This window comes from Solwaraspora sp. WMMA2080 (genome assembly GCF_027497395.1).
Lineage (GTDB): Bacteria > Actinomycetota > Actinomycetes > Mycobacteriales > Micromonosporaceae > Micromonospora_E.
Genome location: NZ_CP114910.1, coordinates 6,335,000 through 6,353,998, shown reverse-complemented (window position 1 = coordinate 6,353,998; position 18,999 = coordinate 6,335,000). Strand labels below are relative to the sequence as shown.

Here is an 18,999-nt window from a genome sequence, read left to right as displayed (position 1 = left end):
GCAGTCCTGCCGTTGCCGTGTCGCATGCTGCTGGCCGGGCGGACCCGATAGGCCATTGACCCATACTCTGGGCACGTTCCGTGATCGCCAATGGTTCAAGACACCGCCAGAATCGGCCCGGCCAGCGAATATTTCGCCAACCATTGGTGACTCACCGCAATCTACCCGACTCGGCGACCGGAGGAACCATGCCGGTCAGGATGGCGGCCTCCAGGGATCCAGCAACCAGGAAGAAGCAGCCGACCGATCGGCAATGTAAAGATCCATGCACTTCATTCCAATCGGAAAGCAGGCTTACCATGAGCAACGATACGGTGGTTCTCCTATTTCCCATCGCCGTGGCGATCATCATGCTCGGACTTGGGCTCACCCTGACAATGGAGGACTTCCGCCGGGTTCTGCGATACCCGCGGGCCATGGTGGTCTGCCTGGTCAGCCAGATGCTGGTGCTGCCGGCGCTCTGCCTCGGTCTGGTCTTCGTCCTCGGCCTACGCCCCGAACTGGCGGTCGGCATGATGCTGCTCGCCGCCTCACCGGGCGGCAGTACGGCGAGCCTGTACAGCCACCTGTTCAAAGGTGACCTGGCGCTGAACATCTCGCTCACCGCAGTCAACTCGGTGCTGGCGCTGTTCACCCTGCCGGTGATCGTCAACCTGTCCGTCGCCGGGTTCATGGGGTCGGACAATTCGATCGGGCTCCAGTTCGACAAGGTGATTCAGGTGTTCGCCCTCGTGCTGATCCCGATCTCCATCGGCATGGCGGTCCGGCGGCGGTTCACCGGCCTCGCGATCCGGTTGGAGCGCGCGGTCAAGGTGCTGTCCGTCCTCGTGCTGCTGATGATGATCGCCAGCGTGATCGCCGGTCTCGGCGAAGAGGTGTTCGACGTCCTTGGCGAGATCATCCTCGCCGTCGTGCTGTTCAACCTGCTCAGCATGACGATCGGCTACTTCGGCCCCCGGCTGTTCCGGGTCGGCGAACGCGAGTCGATCGCCTCCGCCTTCGAGATCGGCCTGCACAACGCCAGCCTGTCGATCACCATCGCGATGACCCCCTCGCTCCTCGGCAACACGGAGATGGCGATGCCCTCGGTCACGTACGGCTTCGTCATGTTCTTCACCGCCGCTGTCTTCGGCTTCATCGTCGCCCGGCGGGTTCCAGCGGCCAGCGCGTCCGCCGAGCGGGCGACGCCGGCCAGCCGGGTCTGACCCGCTGACCCCGATGTGACCCCAGGGCCCGAAGGTCAGCGCCGGCACCGTAGCGAGAGCCCGGGTGCCGGCGCCGACCTCTGGTCCGAAACCAGGGCTGTCGTCTGGTCCGAAACCGGCCTCGACCTCTGGTCAGGACCGACGGCGATGCAACGCCGCGTCGCCAGCCGCAGCTGGGCGGGTGGCAAGAGGCCGGCGACGGCACGGGGCAGGTCGGCCGTTCCGGCGGCCGGCACCCCGATCTGACCCCGGGCGAAGGATCGCAGAATCATCGCGACGACATGATTCGACGTTTCCAGGTCGGGCGGAGAGTCCGGCTCGCCGCAACTCGTCCACAGCGCTGGTCTCCGCCGCAACGGGTGCGCCGGCCGTACCGTGTCATCGGCTCGCCGGACCAGCACAACAGGAGTGAAGAAGCGCAGGTCGAGGCGGTGATGTCGGTGGCTACCCGGCCACCGATCCGATCGGCCTGTTCGATGAGACGGCCATCCGTAGAAGCTCCCCCGTTTGGACTCGAACCAAAAACCTGCCGGTTAACAGCCGGCTGCTCTGCCAATTGAGCTACGGGGGACCGCTGTGTAGCCGGCAGCGGATCTCTCCGGACGCCTGGCGACGGGACAAGAGTACAGGACGCCACCGCCGGATGGGCGACCGGGTTCGCCGTCCCGGACCGACCGGGTCCACGGCCCCGGACCGGCCGGTCGACCTCCGATCAGGAGCGTACTGAAACGGACAAAAGACCGAGTTGCCTGTGCTGACGCGTGAGAAGGGAGCAGGATGGGTAGACAGCACCGGACAGATGACGAAGGCACGACCGGGTCGCTCATCGGCCAGCCGGCACCGAACCGGACTGACGGCCGACGGGTACACCGGGTCAGGTACGGAAGGAGCCGCCATGCGCGGAAAACTTTGGTTCATCGGCGGGGTCGCCGTGGGTTTCGTCCTGGGCGCCCGCGCCGGCCGGGAGAAGTACGACGAGTTGGTATTCAACGCACGCAAGGTGATGGACCACCCGACGGTGCAGGAGGCCGCCGGGGTGGCGCAGGCTCAGGCCAACCGGATCTACGCGGAGGGCCGGGAGCGGCTCAGCCACACCCGGCTGGGCGAACGCCTCAACGGCCACGATCACCTCACCACCCCCGACAGCAGTCTCGCCGACGCTGGAATGGGCACGGCCTCCTCGCCCGGATCCACTGGTGCGACGACGGCCGGGAACAAGCCCGGCAAGGGCACCGGATCCGGCGGCAGCGCCAACTGACGCCGGCACTCACCGTCGAGAACGCGGCGTACGCGTGGGCCGGTCACCCCGTCAACGGGGTGACCGGCCCACAGTCGTCCCGGTGTGTTCGCCGCCGCTGGTCCGGCGGCGGCCAGGTCAGTCCCGGCTGCTGGAGAACGCGGCGTCGAACGCCGCCGTCGGGGCGTCGAACGCCTGCTGACGGACGAACCGCAATGCCTCGGGGGCGCCGACCAACCGGTCCATCCCGGCGTCCTCCCACTCGACCGAGATCGGTCCGTCGTAGCCGATCGCGTTGAGTGCCCGGAAACAGTCCTCCCACGGCACGTCGCCGTGCCCGGTGGAGACGAAATCCCAGCCCCGCCGCAGATCCGCCCAGGGCAGGTGGGAGGCGAGCCGGCCGCGCCGACCGTCGCCGGTACGGACCTTCGCGTCCTTGCAGTCGACGTGGTAGATCCGGTCGGCGAACTCGAGGATGAAGTTGACCGGGTCCAGTTCCTGCCAGACGAAGTGCGACGGGTCCCAGTTGAGGCCAAACGCCGGGCGGTTGCCGATCGCCTCCAGGGTGCGGCGGGTCGTCCAGTAGTCGTAGGCGATCTCGCTTGGGTGCACCTCATGGGCGAACCTGACCCCGACCTCGTCGAACACGTCGAGGATCGGGTTGAACCGGTCCGCGAAGTCCTGGTAGCCGCGTTCGATCATCTCCGGCGGCACCGGTGGGAACATGGCCAGGGTGTGCCAGATCGACGAGCCGGTGAAGCCGATGACGGTGGAGACGCCGAGCTTCGCGGCGGCCCGGGCGGTGTCCTTGATCTCCTCGGCGGCGCGCTGACGGACGCCTTCGGGTTCCCCGTCGCCCCAGATCCGGGCGGGCAGGATCCCCTGGTGCCGCTCGTCGATCGGGTGGTCGCAGACCGCCTGGCCGACCAGGTGGTTGGAGATCGCGTACACCTTGAGGTTGTACTTGGCCAAGGTTTGCAGCTTGCGTTCGACGTAGTCGTCCTCGGCCAGCGCCCGGTCCACCTCGAAGTGGTCGCCCCAGCAGGCGATCTCCAGGCCGTCGTAGCCCCACTCCGAGGTCAGCCGACACACTTCCTCGAACGGCAGGTCGGCCCACTGGCCGGTGAAGAGCGTGATGGGTCGCGCCATGGTCCTTCTCCCGTTGTCGTCACTGGGATTCCATCCCGCGCCGCAGGTGCGGCGCCTGGTTGGACCGGTGCGAGGTGACGGCCCGATGAGCTATCGGCGTGGAACTACCTGGTCGTGGTACATCGACCGGTGGGGCGGGCAGCGGACACCGGCCGGCTGGTCACGACGGCATCCGGCACGCTCGCCGTGCCGGCGCGACGCTTCCCGACCGGGCGGGTTGCGCCTCCCGCCCGGACACCGGCCCGGGGGACGGGCCTGCCCGCACCACTCTAGGCCGGTTGCGGGCCGCCGCGATAGAGGCAGCCGAGGTACGGGCCGACAGGGTACGACGCCAGCGAGTCACGAGCCTGGCGGTCAGTAACCCCACTCGGCAAGCGGCTTCTCCAGCACCCGGTCCACCGCAGCCAACTGCTCCTGGCTGAGTTCCCGGTGGTACGCCGCCCCTCGACCGCTGTGGAACTCGTACCGGCGGAAGCCACGGTCGAACGAGGGCGACCAGTCGAGGCCGAGAAAGTCCAGCATCCGGGCTACTTCGTCGCTTGGTGCGACCAGCAGATCCTCGTACCGTACGTCCAGCCATTGGCCGGCCGGGTGGCTGGCCCGAGCCTCGGCGAACGCGGCCATCAGCATCTTCCAGCCGAGCGCGGCCAGCACCGGAAACGACCGGTCGGCTTCTTCCCACTCGGCCCGCAGATCGGCCGGCAGCGGGCCGAGGAACCAGTTGTCCGGCCCACGCCAGCCGTCCCACCAGCCCATCTGCAGCCACGAGTTGGCTACCGCACGTCCGTCGCGGACCACGTTGACCACCCGCAACTCCGGGTACGCGGCATGCAGCCAACCGGTGCGGGGCCAGCCCGTGACGTGTTGCAGCAGCACCTGGCAGCCCTGCCGCTTGACCCGGCGGTCGAAAAAGGCACGCAGCCGCTGGCCCACGTACGGGGTGAGGTCGTCAGCCCGCAGGTCCCGGCACGGCCTGGAGTAGCCGGCCATCACCTGCCGGTCAATCAGCCGATACGCCTCGGACGGCGCCACCCGCAGCCGGCCGCGTTCCAGCAGGCGACGGCTGTGCCCGAGCGAGGTCATGCCGGCCGGCCGGGGCGTCGAGCGGCGGTACAGCCGGCCGTTGCGACGACCGGCCAGGTTGAGCCGGGGCAGCTTGTCGTCCAGCCCGGACACGAAACCGACAGCCGGGTGCCGGGCCAGGATCTCCTGGACAAGGGTCGATCCGCACCGTCCGGTGCCCACGACGACGGACAGCATCGAGTCAGCCTTCCTTGCTCGGTGTCGTGGCCGGGACCGGCTCACCGACCGGCCCACCCTGGGCTCCGACCGGGGGCACCGCCCGGGCCGGGGGCGCTGCGGGTCGCCGTACCGGATAGCCGAAGCGGCGCAGCAGCGGCAGCGTCACTGCGGTGACCACCGCGAAGGACCGGCCGGGCAACGCCCGGACCCATTCGGCGTCGTCGCTGACCGGGACCGCCCCGGTACGGTGCCGCGCCGGGTTGCCCGCCACCGAGTGGGTGGCGGCCAGGGTGAGCCGGCCTTCGGCGTCGATCGGCAGCCCGGCCGGATCCAGTCCGGCGAACAGCGCGATCCGGCGCAGCTGACCGGCCGGGTCGACAACCACGTCCTCGTAGCGGACCCGCAGGTAGCGGTCGGGTCCGGCGGCTTCGAAGAACCGCGCGGTGGCGGCGTTCCACACCCGCCACAGCAGAGCCGCCTTCCACACCGGCGGGCGGCTCATCAGGTTGCGGTCCGCCGCGCCGTCCAGTCCGCGCCGACGGCGCCAGGAGAAGGCGGTGCCGCGCGGGTCCCGGACCAGGTGCAGCACCCGCAGGTCGATACCGGGCAGGTCACGCAGCAACGCACCGTACGGTGGCAGCTTCGACGAGTCGACCACCACCACAGGTCCGTCGCCGCCGCGGCTCACCTGGCGGGCGACCGCCGGATAGACCGCGGCGATCGCGGCGTCGTCGGCGTGGTGCGGCACGGCCCGCCGTCCGGCACCGGCTCGCCTCAGCATGGCTGGCAGGTCCCGCATCCGCAGCCTGGCCCGCAGTCGTCGGGCGATGCCGGCCGCGTCCGGGCCAGTGGCCGAGGCCGGACCAGCAACAGCTGCCAGTTCGGCGGTGACCGCCCGCCAGACCGGACAGGCGTCGAACGGCGCGCCGCAGCCGCAGGGACGGTTGTCGACCATCCCGCGCTGCCAGAGGTAGCGCAACTCGCCGGCGGCGAAACAGCCGTCCAGCTGCCCCAGGACGGTGGTGATCAGGGTGCTGCCGCTGCGACCGCTGCCGGCCAGGTAGAGCACCCGGACCGGAGGACTCGACGGGCCGGGTGTACCTGCGGCAGAGGATGTGCCTGCGGCGGAGGGCGTGCCGGTCATCGTCGGGTTCCCGCCGGGGCGGTCAACGCCGCAGCCAGGTAGGCGTCGCGGAGCCGGTTCAGGTGCAGGTCGGGCGCGAAGTCACGGTCGATCTTGTCCCGGGCGGCCCGGCCCATCGCGTACGCCCGGTCGGGGTCGGCGACCAGCCTGCTCAGCGCGTCGCCGAGCGCCACCGGGTCGTCGGCCGGGACGGTCTCCCCGTCGAGACCGGGACTGATCAGCTCCGGCAGCCCACCGAGGTCGGTGCCGACCACCGGCACGCCGCACGCGAACGCCTCGAGCACCGCCATTGGCTGGTTCTCATGCCACCGGGACGGCACCGCGACCGCCGCTGAGGACCTGATCAGGTCGTGCAGCCGGGACTTGTCCAGCCGGCCGTGGAACCGCACCCGACCGGGTGCCACCCGGTCGGCGAGGGCACGGACCGCAGGCAGGGCGGGGCCGTCGCCGGCCACGTGGACGGGCACCTGCCGGGGCAGTCGGGCGACCGCCTCGACCAGCGTGTCCACTCCCTTCTCGACGGAGATCCGGCCGGCGAAGACCACTCCCCCGCCCGGCGAGTCCTTGACCGCCACGGCGGCCGCGTCGACGAAGTGGTTGATCACCCGTAGCCGGTCCGGGTAGACGCCGGCCCGGCGCATCACGTCGGCGAGAAACCGGCTGGGACTGACGAACACCCCCACCGAACCATAGGCCCGTGACTGTCTGTGTATCCACGACTCCACAGCGAGTAGCGTACTGGCGGATGCCGATCCGTCCTTGCACCTGCGCCGCGCGGCGTGTAGCGGACCTCCATCGACGCACGCCGCACAGATCTTCCCCCGGTCCAGCATCTGGTAGCTGGGGCAGGCGAGCTTGTAGTCGTGCATGGTCAGCACGCACGGCACCCCGGCGTCGCGGGCGGCAGCGAGCACCGACGGAGACAGCTGGTGGTAGATGTTGTGCAGGTGGATCACGTCCGGCCCGAAGTCCTCGATCACCCGGGTCAGGCCGCGGCGGCTCGCCGGCGACCAGATCATCCGACCGGCGGCGGCCAGCCGGGGGCGCAGTCCGCGCGGCGCCGGCTCCAGCTCGACGTGCGGCGGGAAGTGCCGGGCGTACGGCAACGGCCCGTCGTTGTCCGGGTGGGTCATCCCGAAGTACGCCACCTCGTCCCCGGCCGCGCGCTGCAGATCGGCGAGGTCGATCAGATACCCCTCGGCGCCACCGCGACGGTACAGAAACTTGTTCACATGGAGGACACGCATCAGTCCGGCCCGCTCGCTCGATACCGGGGTGTGGCCACCCGGTTATGGTGGCGCAGGGCTCCCGCCCTGGCTGCTGCCTCACGCTATGCACCCACGCCGGGTTAGTCCAGTACCGAATCGCCAACTAGCTGATCGGGTGATCTTGTGTGGCTGACCAGCCTGCGTCCTGGCGTTTCGCCCCGATCCATGGGTAGCCTGACCGCGGCCCGACCTCGCCCCAGCCTGGCCATCGCGGCTGGTGACGTGCCCGAGGAGGACCGGTGAACGACGACGAGCCTTCCACCCTGGCCTGGACCGCGCGGCGGATCGCCCGGCACGCCCGGTGGATCCGCACCGAAGGGCTCCGCCGCCTCGTCGAAGAGGACCGACTCAACCCGGTCGACCGGGCCACCACCGCCTGGGCCAAACTGCGCTGGCGGCATCGGCACGGCGTACCCCGTGGTCAAGCCGTTCCCGTCTACCTGGTCGGCCTGCAGCGGTCCGGCACCAACATGCTGGTCCGCGGGCTGGAGAACGCCGGCGAGGTCGAGGTCCGCAACGAAAGCGACCGGCGGGTCTTCCATCGTTTTCAACTCCGCGACGACGCGGTGCTGACCGCCGTGGTCAACCGCAGCCGACACGCGTACGTGCTGGTCAAACCGCTGTGTGACAGCCACCGGGTGGACGAACTGCTCGCCCTGCCCGGGATGGCGCCGGGACGGGCGGTCTGGGCGTGGCGCGACGTCGACGACCGGGCCCGCTCCGAGGTGGCCAAGTTCGGCGACGCCAACCTGCGGGCGCTCGCCGCCATCGCCGACGGCACCATCGGCCGCCGCTGGCAGGGCCAGCGCCTCGACGCGGACACCTACGAGCTGATTCACGGCTTCGACTACCGGCGGATGGACCGGCACACCGCCGCCGCCCTTTTCTGGTACGTCCGGAACACCCTCTACTTCCGGCTCGGCCTGGACCGCCGCGACGACGTGCTGCTCAGCTCGTACGACGCGTTGATCACCGACCCGGCCGGGCAGATCAGCCGGCTGTGCGACTTCCTCGGGATCGCCTACCGCCCCGACCTGTCCGCGCACATCGCCCCCCGCACCCCCGCCCGCCAGCCGCTGCCGATCGACCCGGCGGTCCGTACGCTCTGCGACGAACTCACCGCCCGACTGACCGCCAGCGGCCGCCCACAGTCCCCCACCACCCCACCTCAACAAGCCGACACCGACCGGCGTGCTCCGGTGAGCGTGGAAAGGACCGACCATGGCTGAAGCCCCCGCGCCGGCCACCGCCGAAGTGGCGCAGTTGCCGACGGCGCCCATCTTCCTGGTGGGCTGCCAGCGCTCCGGCACCACCTTCCTGCGGCTGGTGCTCGACTCGCACTCCCGGATCTCCTGCGGACCGGAGACCCGGTTCCTGCCGGACCTGCGACGCATCGTCGGCTCCGACTGGGAGCGGCTGGCCCGCTTCGGCTTCACCCGGGAGGACTGGCTGCGCCGCATCGCCGACTTCTTCGGCGGCGTGCACGCCGACTACGCCGCCGGCCGGGGCAAGGCTCGGTGGGCCGACAAGACCCCGCTGTACGCGATCTCGCTCGACTTCGTCACCGAGGTCTTCCCGGACGCGCAGATCGTGCACGTCATCCGGGACGGCCGCGACGTGGTGGTCTCGCACCGCAAGCGGTTCGGGTACTGGTCGGCGGTGAAATGCGTGGTCAAGTGGCCGCGCTACATTCGTACCGCCCGCGCGATGGGCGCCACCCTGCCAGCTGACCGCTACCACGAACTGCGCTACGAGGACGCGGTACGGGAGCCGGAGAAGTCGATGCGCGCGCTGTTCGAGTTCCTCGGCGAACCGTGGGAGGAAGGCGTGCTCGACTACGTCGACAAACCGCATGACGTGGCCGGAAAGTACACCAGTGAGGCGGACCGACGCCGCGCCTCCGCCGGCACCGACTCGGCCATCTACCGGTCCCGCGTCGGCAGCTACCGCCGGGAGCTGGACCCGTTCCTGCGGCTGCTCGTCGCGGCCTTCTCCGGTCGGATGCTGCGCGAGCTGGGTTACCGATGAACACTGCGACCCGGCCCGCCACTGCGACCCGGCCGGCCACTGCGGCCCGCCGCTGCGTGGCGGCGGCGCTCGGCGGGCTGCTGCTGCTGGCCGGCTGCACCAGCGCCGACGAGGACACCACCCCGCCACCGGTGCCGCCGACCGGCGCGCCGCTGCCGAGCCTGCCGCCGTACCCCGAGGACACCCACCCGTTCGGCGCGCACTGGGACTGGAACCGGTACGACGAGTTCCTCCCGTACCTGCGCAAACTGTCCGGGTCTGCCACCTACCACGAGATCAGCTGGTGCAGCATCGAGCCGACCCAGGGTCAGCAGGACTGGTCGGCACTGGACCAGATCGCCCAGCGCAGCCGGGAACTCGGCATCGTGCTGAACATCAAGATCCGGACCGAGATGTGCTGGGCCACCGGTGGGACCCCGGAGCACGTCCGCGGCCAGGCCAACAAGACCGAGTCGACGATGCCGCTGGACATGGCCGCCTACCGGCAGTTCGTCGGTGACGTGGTCCGCCGTTACACGCCGTACGGCGTCCGTCAGTACGCGATCGAGAACGAGGTTAACGCTCCGCAGTACTGGCGCGGCACCCCCGAGGAGTACGTCGAGCTGGTCACCGTCGCCGCCGAGGCGGTGCACGCCGCGAACCCGGAGGCGGTGGTCGTCGACTCCGGCATCAGCAGTGTCGCGTACGGCTTCGGGGTGGTCGACCGGCTGGTCCAAGCCGGCCGCGACGACGAGGCGATCGCCGCCTACAACGCGTACTTCAAGCGGCGGATCGGCACCCGGGGCCGCAAGATCCCCGAGGTGGACACGATCGAGACGCTACGGACCGCGCTCGACAACGAGACCAACGTACGCAATGTCGCCTTCCTGGCCGCCACCGAGCAACTGATTGACGACGGCGTGGTGCAGCTGCGTCAGGTGCACTACTACGAACACTTCGACGGCGTACCGGCGCTGCTGGACTACCTGGCGGCGGAGAATCCGGCCGACGTGCCGATCGAAGCGTGGGAGGTCGGGCAGTTCTGGCGCGACGGTGACGGTGACGACGTCAGCCGGGCCGAGGAGGTCGTCAAGGTCTCCACCATGCTGCTGGCCGGCGGTATCCGGCAGGTGATGTGGCTGCCGCTGGGCTACAACCCGAACAACCGGGCCGGCAGCGAGGTCCGCTACGGCCTGCTCGACCCGGACGGTACGGAACGTGAGGCCGGCCGGATGTTCGAGAGCCTGGCGGTGGCGGCGCGTGGCGCCATGGTCACCCCGGTCCGCCGGGACGGCCTGATCGGGGTGGCGTTCCAGCAGGGCGAGGAGAGCACCCTGGTCGTCTGGTCCGGCGAGATCAACGACGCGGTACGGGTGTCCGCGGTGCCCAGCCTGCACGCCGGGCCGGCCGGTGCCTCGCCGACCAAGACGGCGGCCGAGGTGACCGTCACCGACCGGCCGGTGCTGTTGCGCGCCACCGGCACCCCGGAGTCGATCCTCGCCGACGTCGACTGATCGGCCGTACCTCCGGTGGTGGAGGATGGTCAGGATCTCGCGGCGGACCTGCTGCGGCTCAGTCACCAGCCGGCGGTGTGCGAACCGCACCACCTGGATGCCGACAGTGGCCAGCAACGCGTCACGCCGTAGATCGATCTCACGCTGGGCAGGGCTGCCGTGCGAGGCGGCTCCATCGAGCTCAAAGTCGATCCGTTCGGCCTGAAGGCCGGAGCACTGGCCCGCATTCCGGTAGCGTCCGCATCGCGGCCCGGTCGGTGAGCCGCGGCAGCTCATCGAGAGTTGCGGAGACCCGGTCCGCGTTCGTCCACCTGTCGTTGACAGCCCGGATCAGCGGAGCCGGCCGGTCGGCGGCCGACAGCAGCGGCCAGGACTCGACAAGACTCGGTTCCAGCCGCGTCACCGGCGCCTCGCCGCGTACCACCACCTGCGGCGGACCGACGGCGAACGCCGTTCGGTGGTGCACGGTCAGGCCGGCCTGGCTACGAAATCCCACGCCGATCGGCACCGTCAGGTGCAGTGCCTCGTCAGTGGGTTGCTGGCGCAGCCCCCAGAGATTGAGTGCGGTGGTGTGGCTGAACGCGACCCGACCGTCGGCGTGGGCCAGCACCGCACGCCGACGCAGCTGCGGTGCGAGCGACTGGATCGACGACATTCCGCTATGGTTGTCGTCGATCAACTCGGCGGTGACGTAGACGCCCGGCAGAACGCGCCGCAGTCGACCGGCGCGTACCGCGTCGTCCAGCACCCAGCGCGGCACCATCTGAAGGGCCTGGCGACGGGTCACCACACCGCCGCTGCGCCGGCACAGCTCCTCGATCACCTCGTTCATGCCCGGCTACGATGCCGCGACCTCAGCCATCAGACGACCCAGGTAGAGCCACGCTGTGGACAACTGCTCGACTGTGGATCGGGTGGCGGGTTCCTCGGCGACGCGCTACCGGACCATGATCACTTGATGCTCTGCTGGGCGCTCACCGGCGTGTCGGCCGAATTTCCGTCATCTGATCATGAGGGGCAGCTACTGATCATGAGGCAGCGGGCTGCTACTCGGGATCGGGCCGGCGGTCGTAGGCGGCCAGAGTCGCCTTGTTCGTGCTGGCATCCTGGAATACCAGCTCCCACGGGCCGGTGTTGACGTCCATCTCCTTACCGAACCCGATCCACTTTCCGGTCAGCCGACGCCCGGTAGGCTCGGCCAGCAGTTGGATCGCGCCATGGTACCGGGCGCCGCGGTAGTAGCCCTGCGGCGCGGTCTGCTCGATCCAGGTCCCGGTGACCACATTGCCGTCGACGGTCAGGTCCATGGTGAGGGGCGCATCGGAGGAACCAGGCAGACTTCGCACGGTGAGCCGGTCACCGTGCTGCAGCAGCACGACATAGTGCCGACCGGTGAACGTGGCACCACGACCCGAGCTGTGGTACTCGTACCGGGACAGCCACACCCCGGAGTAGTTGCCGGTCGGCGCGGTCCATGGGGCAGGGCCACCGCGCGGCACCGGGGTGGACGCCTGCCCGGTCGCCGACATCTGAGCACCCCGAGCTTCGTCACCGCCCTCGCCACCCCGGCCGCCGGCTCCATCCTCGCCGGCGTCGGCGCTGCGGGCATGCGGGACCGCCACAGTGAAGCCGAGCGAGCTGATCGGCAGGCCGGTGACCGATTCCAGGGCACGCGCGTACGCCGGACGGGGCGAGGTGATCGCCCCAGCCTCCCAGCGTTGCACGAGGCGCTTGTTCGCATCGTTGGGCATTCCGGCGCGATCCCCTGCCTGCCGCAGCGCGCGGGCGAAGTCGTCCTGACTCATCAGCAGGCCCATCCGCACAGCCCGCAACGTCGCGTTCGGAGTGGTCGTCATGCGAGTGATCGTAGCCCTTGTGTCGCCGGAATGTCGCCCTGCAGGTCGCCGGAACGTCGTCATGGAAGCCGTCGCGCGGGGCGACAATTCGGCGACATCCTTGTTTTCGTGGCAGCCGGCGCGACCGCCGGCGCGAGCAGGCAGGAGACATGCGATGGCAGAGGTTCAGATCCTGGTGATCGGGCCACGGCAGCTACCCGCCAGCGGTACGGTCGAGGTGTGGGCCGACGCAGGCAGCGGCGCAACTGGACAGCGAATCAAGGTACCGGTGACCGACCTGCAGACAGCCGAACTGGACAGTGGATCAGGCAGTTCGGCTGTCTACGTACTCCGCCACCGTGGCTGATGCGACAGGGCACGGGGGCTCGCCAGCGAGTGATCGGGTCAGCCGGGCGGCTGGAGAAGGAAGACCGGGTGGCGGTCCGCTTCGGTGCAAAACCCGGACGGACCGTCGCCGGGGGTGGCGTCGAATGCCTGCCGGACGAACGGGATGAACCCGAACGCGCGGCGGTAGCGATGCAGGACGTCCAGTTTGGTCTCGCCGTCGACCTCGACGAGGCCGACGGTGCGGAACCGCTGTCCGCGACCGAGTTCGGCGCGGCCGTTGGCGCGGATGTTGCGCACCCACTGTGTGACACCGAACGGTGAGACGAGCCAGTCGAGGTCGGCGTGCCGCAGCGTGACGACCGGCACGGTACGCGGCAGGCCGGTGCGCCGGCCCTGGGTACGCAGCAGGGTCAGCGGCCCCATCGGCACCCCCCAGCTGAGCAACCGGTACGGGATCCGGCTGACCCGCTCCACCCCGGCGGGCAGGGCAGCGGCGTTCACGACGGGGCCACCGTGGTGGTGGCTTCCCGGGCGGCGAGGCGGCGGGCGGCCTGGCCGAGCATCTGGCCGTTGAGGCGGATCGACCGGGTCCGGGGCAGCAGCCGGGTCATGATCCGCATCGACCGACCCGGGATGTGGGTGGGCCGGCCGCGCAGGAACGCGGCCACGCTTTCCCGTACGGCGGTCTGGACCGGCTGGGGCCGGATCGGCATCGCCGCACGGTCGATGCCGTAGGCGTCGATGGTCGGGGTGTCAACGTTGCCCGGTAGTAGCACGGTGACGTCGACGCCGCCGGCGGCGAGCTCGTGATGCAGGGCCTCGCCGAGGTTGAGCACGTAGGCCTTGGCCGCGCTCTCGTGGGCCATGTTCGGCAGCCCGTGCACCGCGCCCAGTGCCGACACGAGGATGATGCCGCCCCGGCCACGGGTGACGAACCGCCGCCCGAAGGCGTGGGCCAGATCCAGGTGCGTGGTGGCGTTGATGGTGAACCGCCGGTGCAGGTCGGCGAGGTCCTGGTCGAGGAGCGGGCCGGGGCGGCCGGTGCCGGCGTTGGAGATCAGCAGGCCGACGTCGAGATCCGCGGTCGCGTCAACGAGCTCGGCGGCGGCCTCGGTCCTGCCGAAGTCGACGGTGACCACCCGGCAACTGATGCCGTGGGCACGGGCCAGCGCGGTGGCGAGGGTTTCGAGCCGGTCGGTGGATCGGGCCGCCAGGACAAGGTGGAGCCCGGCAGTGGCTAGGTACTCGGCGAAGGCCTGGCCGATGCCGGACGAGGCGCCGGTGACCACCGCCCACGGACCATAGGATCTGATTTCAACCATGATTTAGACTGTAATCTGGATTCTGGTCCAGGACAAGCGGATAGGCTGTGCCAACGTGAAGAACCCTCCGGCCGACCTTGCGCGACGCCTGCTCGACGTCAGCGAGCAGGTGCTCCACGGCGACCCTGCGCCCCGTCTGGAAGACATCGCCGGCATGGTCGGGGCATCGCGAGCGACGTTGTACTACTACTTCGCCGGCCGCGACGACCTGCTCACGTACCTCCTGACCGCGCACGCCCACGACGGAGCCCAGGCGGTGCAGGCCTCGATCGACCCCACCGACCCACCCGCGCAGCGACTACGGGCGATGGTGACGGCTCTCGCCGCCTACTTGTCACAGCACCCTGGGATCTGCGCCGGCCTGCTCAGCGCCCTCGGCTCCACCGGCCGGATGACCGACGTCATGGCCGCCAACGACAGATGGATCGCCGGCCCGCTCCGGGAACTCCTCGCCGAGGCCGGCACCGTCGGTGCGGTCACCGTCGACGACACCGCCGACGCAGCCAACGCCATCCTCGGCGCGTTGCTGCTCGCCGTGCTCGGCCGATCCGTCGCCGGGGCCGACCCCACCGACGCCCGGTTCCGCGACCAACTCACCGACCAGGTACTGCACGGCGTACTCACCCGTGCACCAGTCGACGGATCCTGAGCCATGACCTTGCCGCCGGATCATGATCACTTGATGCTCTGCTGGGGGCCTGTCGGCGTGTCGGCCGAATTTTCATCATGTGATCATGAGGAGGTGGGCTCCCACGGGCCGGTGTTGACCTCCATCTCCTTACCGAACCCGATCCACTTTCCGGTCAGCCGACGCCCGGTAGGCTCGGCCGGCAACTGGATCGCACCCTGGTACCGGGCGCCGCGGTAGTAGCCCTGCGGCGCGGTCTGCTCGATCCAGGTCCCGGTGACCACATTGCCGTCGACGGTCAGGTCCATGGTGAGCGGCGCGTCGGAGGAACCAGGCAGACTGCGCACGGTGAGCCGGTCACCGTGCTGCAGCAGCACGACATAGTGCCGACCGGTGAACGTGGCACCACGACCCGAGCTGTGATACTCGTACCGGGACAGCCGAACCTCGGAGTAGTTGCCGGTCGGCGCGGTACGCGTGGGCAGAGCCACCGCGCGGCACCGGCGAGATCGTGCTCGAAGTCCACATCTCGCCCTGCGCTGCACAAGCATATGAAGTAGCGGTATGCATCCGCTGTACTCTCCGGCATGTGAAACTTTCAGGAGATACTTGGCGGTGAACCATGACAGAAACTGGTGAAACAGCCGAAACCGTCGCTACTCACCTCCGTGAGGAGATCCGGACCGGCGAACTCGCCGAGGGCGACAAGGTACCCACCACCAGCGCCGTGATGAACAGGTTCGGCGTCGGCAGAGGAGCAGCGCAGCAGGCGCTGAACGTGCTGCGGGCGGAAGGACTTGTCACCTCGCGACGCGGTGCCCCCGGCATCGTCAAGGGCTGGTTCGCCCGGCTCGAACGGGTCATGCCAGATCGCCTGGGCCACTCGAAACAGCCGGGACGGACCATCCAGCAGCATGACGCAGGCGATCGTCCGATACGCACCGACGTCGAGGTCGATGAGCTTCCGGCACCCGACTTCGTAGCCGTAGCCTTCGGCATCGACGAGGGCGATCCGGTGGTGCGCCGCAAGCGAGTGCACTGGGTGGAAGGTCGACGCGTCCAGATATCGGCGTCCTACTTCCCCGTCGAGCTCGCACGAGGCACGGCGATCGTCTACAAGAACTCCGGACCCGGCGGGGTGTACGGCCGGCTTGAAGATCAAGGGTGGAAGCCGACAAGGTTCGAAGAGCGGGTCGTCGCCCGGCCACCGCATCCGGACGAGATCGATGGCCTGGACATCGCACGCAACAAGGCGACGGTGTTGCAGATCACCCGGTACGCGAGGTCCGGTGACAGATGTGTCGAGGTCAACCGGATGGTGCTGGACGCAGGCGTCTACGAGCTGGTGAATCACTTCGATCTGAAAGCGGACACAATCTAACATCCGCAACACTCAACCTGCATATGCATGTCCGGTATCTTAGGTCTCGTCCGACAGGAGACGCAGGGAGACACGCGATGGCAGGAGTTCAGATCTTGGTGGTCGGTCCACGGCAGCTACCCACCACCGGGACGGTCGAGGTGTGGGCCGACGCCGGCAGCGGCGGGTCCGGGCAACGGATCAACGTACCGGTCACCGATCTGCAGGTGGCCGAGATGGACAACGGCGCTGGTACGTACGCGATCTATCTTCTCCGCTCCCGTCACTGAGCTGACGGACGCGGGACGTGTCCTGTCAACTCCGGGGCGACCAGGTGTGCGGCCAGCCGAGCAGGTCGGCGAGGTCGGCGTTGTGCGGGGCGAAGTAGCTGCCGAGCTGGGCGCGCACTTCGTCGGTCAGCTCCCCCGGCCCCTGGTCGGTGCGCCGGGTGTGCTGGGCGAACCCCGCCGGGGTGAACGGATCCAGGTCAAGGAAGCGCAGCACCCGGTCGTAGACGCCGGCCGGGTCGACGTACATGTCCTCGCTGCGCAGCACCAGCAGCCGATCCGCCGGTAGGACGGCGTACCAGCGTTGCAACTGCTCGGCGTAACGGCCCCGGGCCAGGTACGAGTGGTTGCGCAGCGCGGTGTGCGCGGCCGGACTGCCCGGCCCGTCGCGCAGCGCGTCGGCCAGCCGCCGCTCCTCGGCGGCGACCGCGTCGGCGAACGACAGTGGTTCGGCGCCGTACGAGCGGGTGTGCAGGTAGTGCGAGTAGGCCCGCTCGACCGGGTCGCGTAGCAGGGCGATGCAGCGGGCCTGCGGCAGGTCGGTGGCGACCCGGGCCGGCACGCTCGGGTGAAACAGGTAGTACGGACTGGCCTCGAAGCTGCGGACCCCGGCCGGGCGGGCCGGGAAGTGCGCCTGATACCAGCGTTCCCCGCGTCCGTGGTGGATGCTGAAGTACTGCAGTTCCTTGCCGGTGGCCGGGCGCACCTGCGGATGGGCGGCGAGATAGTGGTGCAACGAGGTGGTGCCGCAACGTTGTCCACCGATGATCAGGAAGTCCGGCAGGGCACCCAGCTGGCCGGGCACCATCGTGCGCGCCCAGGCCCGCGCCCCGCGTACCGTACGGCGCAGCCGGTCGGTGGTCCCCCGGTTGCCGGTCATCGTGCCGCCTCCTCCAGGTTCGCCACCGGTGCACCGGGCCGGTCCTGGCCGTCCGCCCCGCCGCGCCGGCCGCCCCGGCGCAGGGTACGCAGCACCATGACGTCCTCCCGGCTCAGCCCGAGCGCCAGCACCACGCCCACGTAGACGGTCACCACCACCGGCAGCCCGACCAGCAACTGCTCCGGCCAGCCGGGCAGCAGCAGCCGGACCACCAGCCCGGCGGCCAGCGCGACCAGCCCGGCGGCGAGCCCTTTGAGCATGCCAACGGTCACCGGCACCGCGTGGATCAGGGCCCGCACCTGCAGCACCCGGGCGACGTTGACCACCGCCAGGGAGATCGCCCAGGCGACCGCCGCGCCGATGATCCCGTACGCCGGGATCAGCCACAGGTTGAGCAGGATGTTCAGCAGCAGCGCGGCGATGTTGTCGTACATGTTGACCGCCACCCGGCCGGACATGTTCAACACCGTGCCGCACGGCCCGGTGGCCGCGTTGACCAACTGCCCGACCGCGAGGACCAGGGTGACCGCAGCGCCGGCGGCGAACCCGCCGCCGAAGACCGTCAGCAGACTCTCCGGGAAGACCAGCAGCGCCACGAACGCCGGCAGCGACAGCCGCACCACCCAGCCGGTGGCGGCGCCGTAAATTCGCCGTACCTCGTCGGCCCGCCCCTGGTGGTGCAGGTACGCCAGGTACGGCCCGAACGCGGCGTTGATCGGGGCCAGCACGAAGATCGCCACGGTGACCAGCCGGGTGGCGACGTTGTAGACACCGATCTCGTCGTTGGCGAAGAAGCCGAGCATCAGGGTGTCGACCCAGATCAGGCCGGTCGACGACAGCGACGACACCCAGCTGACCGTGGAGAAGCTGAACAGTTGCCGGGGCCGGTAGACGACCGGGCCCGGCGCGACCCGGCGCATCAGCCGGGCCAGCGCGCCGAGGGCCAGCAACGCGGCCGACCAGCCGGCGATGACCAGCGCCCAGTAGCTGCCGGTGACGCCGGCGCCGAGGATCAGGGCCAGCGCGGTCAGTACGAACCGGGTACCCGGTTCGTAGATCTGCCCGATCAGGGTGAACGGCCGCTGGGTGCGCCAGCCCCGGGTGGCGGCGAGCGCCGCCTCGCAGACGGTCAGCGCCGGCAGGGTCAACGCCACCAGGCGCAGCCCGGTGACCAGGCCGGGGTCGTGCAGCGCGGCGGCCAACGCGGGGGCGGCCACGGCCAGCGCGACCGCGATCGCGGTCGCCGAGCCGGCGGAGATGGCCAGGCCGAGCCGGATGGTGCCACGGATCGCGGCCGGGTCGTCGTCGGCGAGGTGTACGGCGACGAACCGGGTCAGCCCGGCCCGGAACCCGGACAGCGACAGCAGGCTGAGCAGGGCCAGTACGGCGTAGCACTGGGCGTACTGGCCGACTTCGCTGATCCCGAGGAACCGGGCCAGCAGCAGCATGACCAGGAAGACCGCGCCCTGGTTGAGGATCGCCCCGACCAGGTTGAGTCCGCCGCCGCGGGCCATGCCGCGGATGTGCTGGTCGCCGGAGTCAGGGCCCGACGGGGTACCGGACGGGGTGCCAG

General features: G+C 69.8%; 19 protein-coding genes, 1 tRNA gene and 2 pseudogenes. 9 read left to right on the top strand and 13 right to left on the bottom strand.

The features are described from left to right. Nucleotides 1-299 precede the first annotated feature (299 nt). Nucleotides 300-1,205, top strand: coding sequence for a bile acid:sodium symporter family protein (locus O7543_RS29165; RefSeq protein ID WP_281555658.1), 906 nt, complete (start codon nucleotides 300-302; stop codon nucleotides 1,203-1,205). A 498-nt stretch (nucleotides 1,206-1,703) separates the two neighbouring features. Here the strand turns inward: O7543_RS29165 and O7543_RS29160 are convergent. Continuing rightward, a tRNA-Asn gene (locus O7543_RS29160) sits at nucleotides 1,704-1,776 on the bottom strand. Between the two features lie 324 nt (nucleotides 1,777-2,100). Between O7543_RS29160 and O7543_RS29155 the strand changes: the two genes are divergently transcribed. Next, a complete protein-coding gene (locus tag O7543_RS29155; protein ID WP_281550922.1) occupies nucleotides 2,101-2,463 on the top strand; it encodes a hypothetical protein in 363 nt (120 codons plus the stop codon). Between the two features lie 117 nt (nucleotides 2,464-2,580). On the opposite strand, the gene O7543_RS29150 is transcribed toward O7543_RS29155, so the two are convergent. The 4 genes from O7543_RS29150 to O7543_RS29135 form a co-directional block, all read right to left on the bottom strand. Continuing rightward, the gene (locus tag O7543_RS29150) at nucleotides 2,581-3,591 is read right to left on the bottom strand and encodes a sugar phosphate isomerase/epimerase family protein (protein WP_281550923.1); all 1,011 of its coding nucleotides are present in this window, start codon (nucleotides 3,589-3,591) and stop codon (nucleotides 2,581-2,583) included. 354 nt (nucleotides 3,592-3,945) lie between these two features. Continuing rightward, complete coding sequence (locus O7543_RS29145; RefSeq protein ID WP_281550924.1) at nucleotides 3,946-4,851, bottom strand: sulfotransferase; 906 nt, start codon at nucleotides 4,849-4,851, stop codon at nucleotides 3,946-3,948. A 4-nt stretch (nucleotides 4,852-4,855) separates the two neighbouring features. Then, nucleotides 4,856-5,977, bottom strand: coding sequence for a sulfotransferase (locus O7543_RS29140; RefSeq protein WP_281550925.1), 1,122 nt, complete (start codon nucleotides 5,975-5,977; stop codon nucleotides 4,856-4,858). Continuing rightward, nucleotides 5,974-7,209 carry a glycosyltransferase gene (locus O7543_RS29135; RefSeq protein WP_281550926.1) on the bottom strand — a complete coding sequence of 412 codons (1,236 nt, stop codon included), beginning with the start codon at nucleotides 7,207-7,209 and terminating at the stop codon, nucleotides 5,974-5,976. Before O7543_RS29135 ends, O7543_RS29140 begins: the two co-directional genes overlap by 4 nt. Before the next feature lie 275 nt (nucleotides 7,210-7,484). On the opposite strand from O7543_RS29135, the gene O7543_RS29130 reads away from it, so the two are divergent. Genes O7543_RS29130 through O7543_RS29120 form a run of 3 tightly spaced genes read left to right on the top strand, consistent with a single transcriptional unit; the run spans nucleotide 7,485 to nucleotide 10,766 of the window. After that, nucleotides 7,485-8,474 carry a hypothetical protein gene (locus O7543_RS29130; RefSeq protein ID WP_281550927.1) on the top strand — a complete coding sequence of 330 codons (990 nt, stop codon included), beginning with the start codon at nucleotides 7,485-7,487 and terminating at the stop codon, nucleotides 8,472-8,474. Then, nucleotides 8,467-9,273 (top strand): sulfotransferase, encoded by an 807-nt coding sequence (locus tag O7543_RS29125; protein WP_281550928.1) that lies wholly within the window; start codon nucleotides 8,467-8,469, stop codon nucleotides 9,271-9,273. Before O7543_RS29130 ends, O7543_RS29125 begins: the two co-directional genes overlap by 8 nt. Then, nucleotides 9,270-10,766 (top strand): hypothetical protein, encoded by a 1,497-nt coding sequence (locus O7543_RS29120; RefSeq protein ID WP_281550929.1) that lies wholly within the window; start codon nucleotides 9,270-9,272, stop codon nucleotides 10,764-10,766. Before O7543_RS29125 ends, O7543_RS29120 begins: the two co-directional genes overlap by 4 nt. An 81-nt stretch (nucleotides 10,767-10,847) precedes the next feature. Here O7543_RS29120 and O7543_RS29115 read toward each other — a convergent pair. From O7543_RS29115 to O7543_RS29105, 3 genes and pseudogenes are all read right to left on the bottom strand, one after another. After that, nucleotides 10,848-11,042: pseudogene (locus O7543_RS29115) on the bottom strand (hypothetical protein); the annotation flags it as partial. Beyond that, a complete protein-coding gene (locus O7543_RS29110) occupies nucleotides 10,948-11,598 on the bottom strand; it encodes a hypothetical protein (RefSeq protein ID WP_281550930.1) in 651 nt (216 codons plus the stop codon). The pseudogene O7543_RS29115 and the gene O7543_RS29110, both read right to left, overlap by 95 nt. A 214-nt stretch (nucleotides 11,599-11,812) precedes the next feature. Continuing rightward, complete coding sequence (locus O7543_RS29105) at nucleotides 11,813-12,622, bottom strand: XRE family transcriptional regulator (RefSeq protein ID WP_281550931.1); 810 nt, start codon at nucleotides 12,620-12,622, stop codon at nucleotides 11,813-11,815. Between the two features lie 154 nt (nucleotides 12,623-12,776). Between O7543_RS29105 and O7543_RS29100 the strand changes: the two genes are divergently transcribed. Next, nucleotides 12,777-12,968, top strand: coding sequence for a hypothetical protein (locus O7543_RS29100; RefSeq protein ID WP_281550932.1), 192 nt, complete (start codon nucleotides 12,777-12,779; stop codon nucleotides 12,966-12,968). A 38-nt stretch (nucleotides 12,969-13,006) separates the two neighbouring features. Here the strand turns inward: O7543_RS29100 and O7543_RS29095 are convergent, their stop codons facing one another. After that, nucleotides 13,007-13,450, bottom strand: coding sequence for a nitroreductase family deazaflavin-dependent oxidoreductase (locus tag O7543_RS29095; protein ID WP_281550933.1), 444 nt, complete (start codon nucleotides 13,448-13,450; stop codon nucleotides 13,007-13,009). After that, nucleotides 13,447-14,271 carry an SDR family NAD(P)-dependent oxidoreductase gene (locus O7543_RS29090; RefSeq protein WP_281550934.1) on the bottom strand — a complete coding sequence of 275 codons (825 nt, stop codon included), beginning with the start codon at nucleotides 14,269-14,271 and terminating at the stop codon, nucleotides 13,447-13,449. Before O7543_RS29090 ends, O7543_RS29095 begins: the two co-directional genes overlap by 4 nt. 55 nt (nucleotides 14,272-14,326) lie before the next feature. Here O7543_RS29090 and O7543_RS29085 point away from each other — a divergent pair, with 55 nt between their 5' ends. Beyond that, nucleotides 14,327-14,920 (top strand): TetR/AcrR family transcriptional regulator, encoded by a 594-nt coding sequence (locus tag O7543_RS29085; protein ID WP_281550935.1) that lies wholly within the window; start codon nucleotides 14,327-14,329, stop codon nucleotides 14,918-14,920. Nucleotides 14,921-15,018: 98 nt separating this feature from the next. Here the strand turns inward: O7543_RS29085 and O7543_RS29080 are convergent. Then, nucleotides 15,019-15,366, bottom strand: a pseudogene (locus O7543_RS29080) (XRE family transcriptional regulator); the annotation flags it as partial. A 155-nt stretch (nucleotides 15,367-15,521) separates the two neighbouring features. On the opposite strand from O7543_RS29080, the gene O7543_RS29075 reads away from it, so the two are divergent. Both O7543_RS29075 and O7543_RS29070 read left to right on the top strand, forming a co-directional pair. Continuing rightward, nucleotides 15,522-16,280 carry a GntR family transcriptional regulator gene (locus O7543_RS29075; protein WP_281550936.1) on the top strand — a complete coding sequence of 253 codons (759 nt, stop codon included), beginning with the start codon at nucleotides 15,522-15,524 and terminating at the stop codon, nucleotides 16,278-16,280. A 77-nt stretch (nucleotides 16,281-16,357) separates the two neighbouring features. Then, nucleotides 16,358-16,549, top strand: coding sequence for a hypothetical protein (locus tag O7543_RS29070; RefSeq protein WP_281550937.1), 192 nt, complete (start codon nucleotides 16,358-16,360; stop codon nucleotides 16,547-16,549). 25 nt (nucleotides 16,550-16,574) lie between these two features. On the opposite strand, the gene O7543_RS29065 is transcribed toward O7543_RS29070, so the two are convergent. Together O7543_RS29065 and O7543_RS29060 are read right to left on the bottom strand one after the other, a co-directional pair. Continuing rightward, nucleotides 16,575-17,426 (bottom strand): sulfotransferase, encoded by an 852-nt coding sequence (locus O7543_RS29065; protein WP_281550938.1) that lies wholly within the window; start codon nucleotides 17,424-17,426, stop codon nucleotides 16,575-16,577. Further along, entirely contained in the window at nucleotides 17,423-18,940 is a 1,518-nt protein-coding gene (locus O7543_RS29060) for an oligosaccharide flippase family protein (protein WP_281550939.1), read from the bottom strand. The genes O7543_RS29065 and O7543_RS29060 overlap by 4 nt, the downstream gene beginning before the upstream one ends. Nucleotides 18,941-18,999: the final 59 nt, after the last annotated feature.

What these genes read in the sequence shown, in the direction of transcription:
- O7543_RS29165 (WP_281555658.1), top strand. Translation starts at nt 300, where the DNA reads ATGAGCAACGATACGGTGGTTCTCCTATTTCCCATCGCCGTGGCGATC.
- O7543_RS29155 (WP_281550922.1), top strand. Translation starts at nt 2,101, where the DNA reads ATGCGCGGAAAACTTTGGTTCATCGGCGGGGTCGCCGTGGGTTTCGTC.
- O7543_RS29150 (WP_281550923.1), bottom strand. Translation starts at nt 3,591, where the DNA reads ATGGCGCGACCCATCACGCTCTTCACCGGCCAGTGGGCCGACCTGCCG.
- O7543_RS29145 (WP_281550924.1), bottom strand. Translation starts at nt 4,851, where the DNA reads ATGCTGTCCGTCGTCGTGGGCACCGGACGGTGCGGATCGACCCTTGTC.
- O7543_RS29140 (WP_281550925.1), bottom strand. Translation starts at nt 5,977, where the DNA reads ATGACCGGCACGCCCTCCGCCGCAGGCACATCCTCTGCCGCAGGTACA.
- O7543_RS29125 (WP_281550928.1), top strand. Translation starts at nt 8,467, where the DNA reads ATGGCTGAAGCCCCCGCGCCGGCCACCGCCGAAGTGGCGCAGTTGCCG.
- O7543_RS29120 (WP_281550929.1), top strand. Translation starts at nt 9,270, where the DNA reads ATGAACACTGCGACCCGGCCCGCCACTGCGACCCGGCCGGCCACTGCG.
- O7543_RS29110 (WP_281550930.1), bottom strand. Translation starts at nt 11,598, where the DNA reads ATGAACGAGGTGATCGAGGAGCTGTGCCGGCGCAGCGGCGGTGTGGTG.
- O7543_RS29105 (WP_281550931.1), bottom strand. Translation starts at nt 12,622, where the DNA reads ATGACGACCACTCCGAACGCGACGTTGCGGGCTGTGCGGATGGGCCTG.
- O7543_RS29100 (WP_281550932.1), top strand. Translation starts at nt 12,777, where the DNA reads ATGGCAGAGGTTCAGATCCTGGTGATCGGGCCACGGCAGCTACCCGCC.
- O7543_RS29090 (WP_281550934.1), bottom strand. Translation starts at nt 14,271, where the DNA reads ATGGTTGAAATCAGATCCTATGGTCCGTGGGCGGTGGTCACCGGCGCC.
- O7543_RS29075 (WP_281550936.1), top strand. Translation starts at nt 15,522, where the DNA reads ATGACAGAAACTGGTGAAACAGCCGAAACCGTCGCTACTCACCTCCGT.
- O7543_RS29070 (WP_281550937.1), top strand. Translation starts at nt 16,358, where the DNA reads ATGGCAGGAGTTCAGATCTTGGTGGTCGGTCCACGGCAGCTACCCACC.
- O7543_RS29065 (WP_281550938.1), bottom strand. Translation starts at nt 17,426, where the DNA reads ATGACCGGCAACCGGGGGACCACCGACCGGCTGCGCCGTACGGTACGC.
- O7543_RS29060 (WP_281550939.1), bottom strand. Translation starts at nt 18,940, where the DNA reads ATGGCCCGCGGCGGCGGACTCAACCTGGTCGGGGCGATCCTCAACCAG.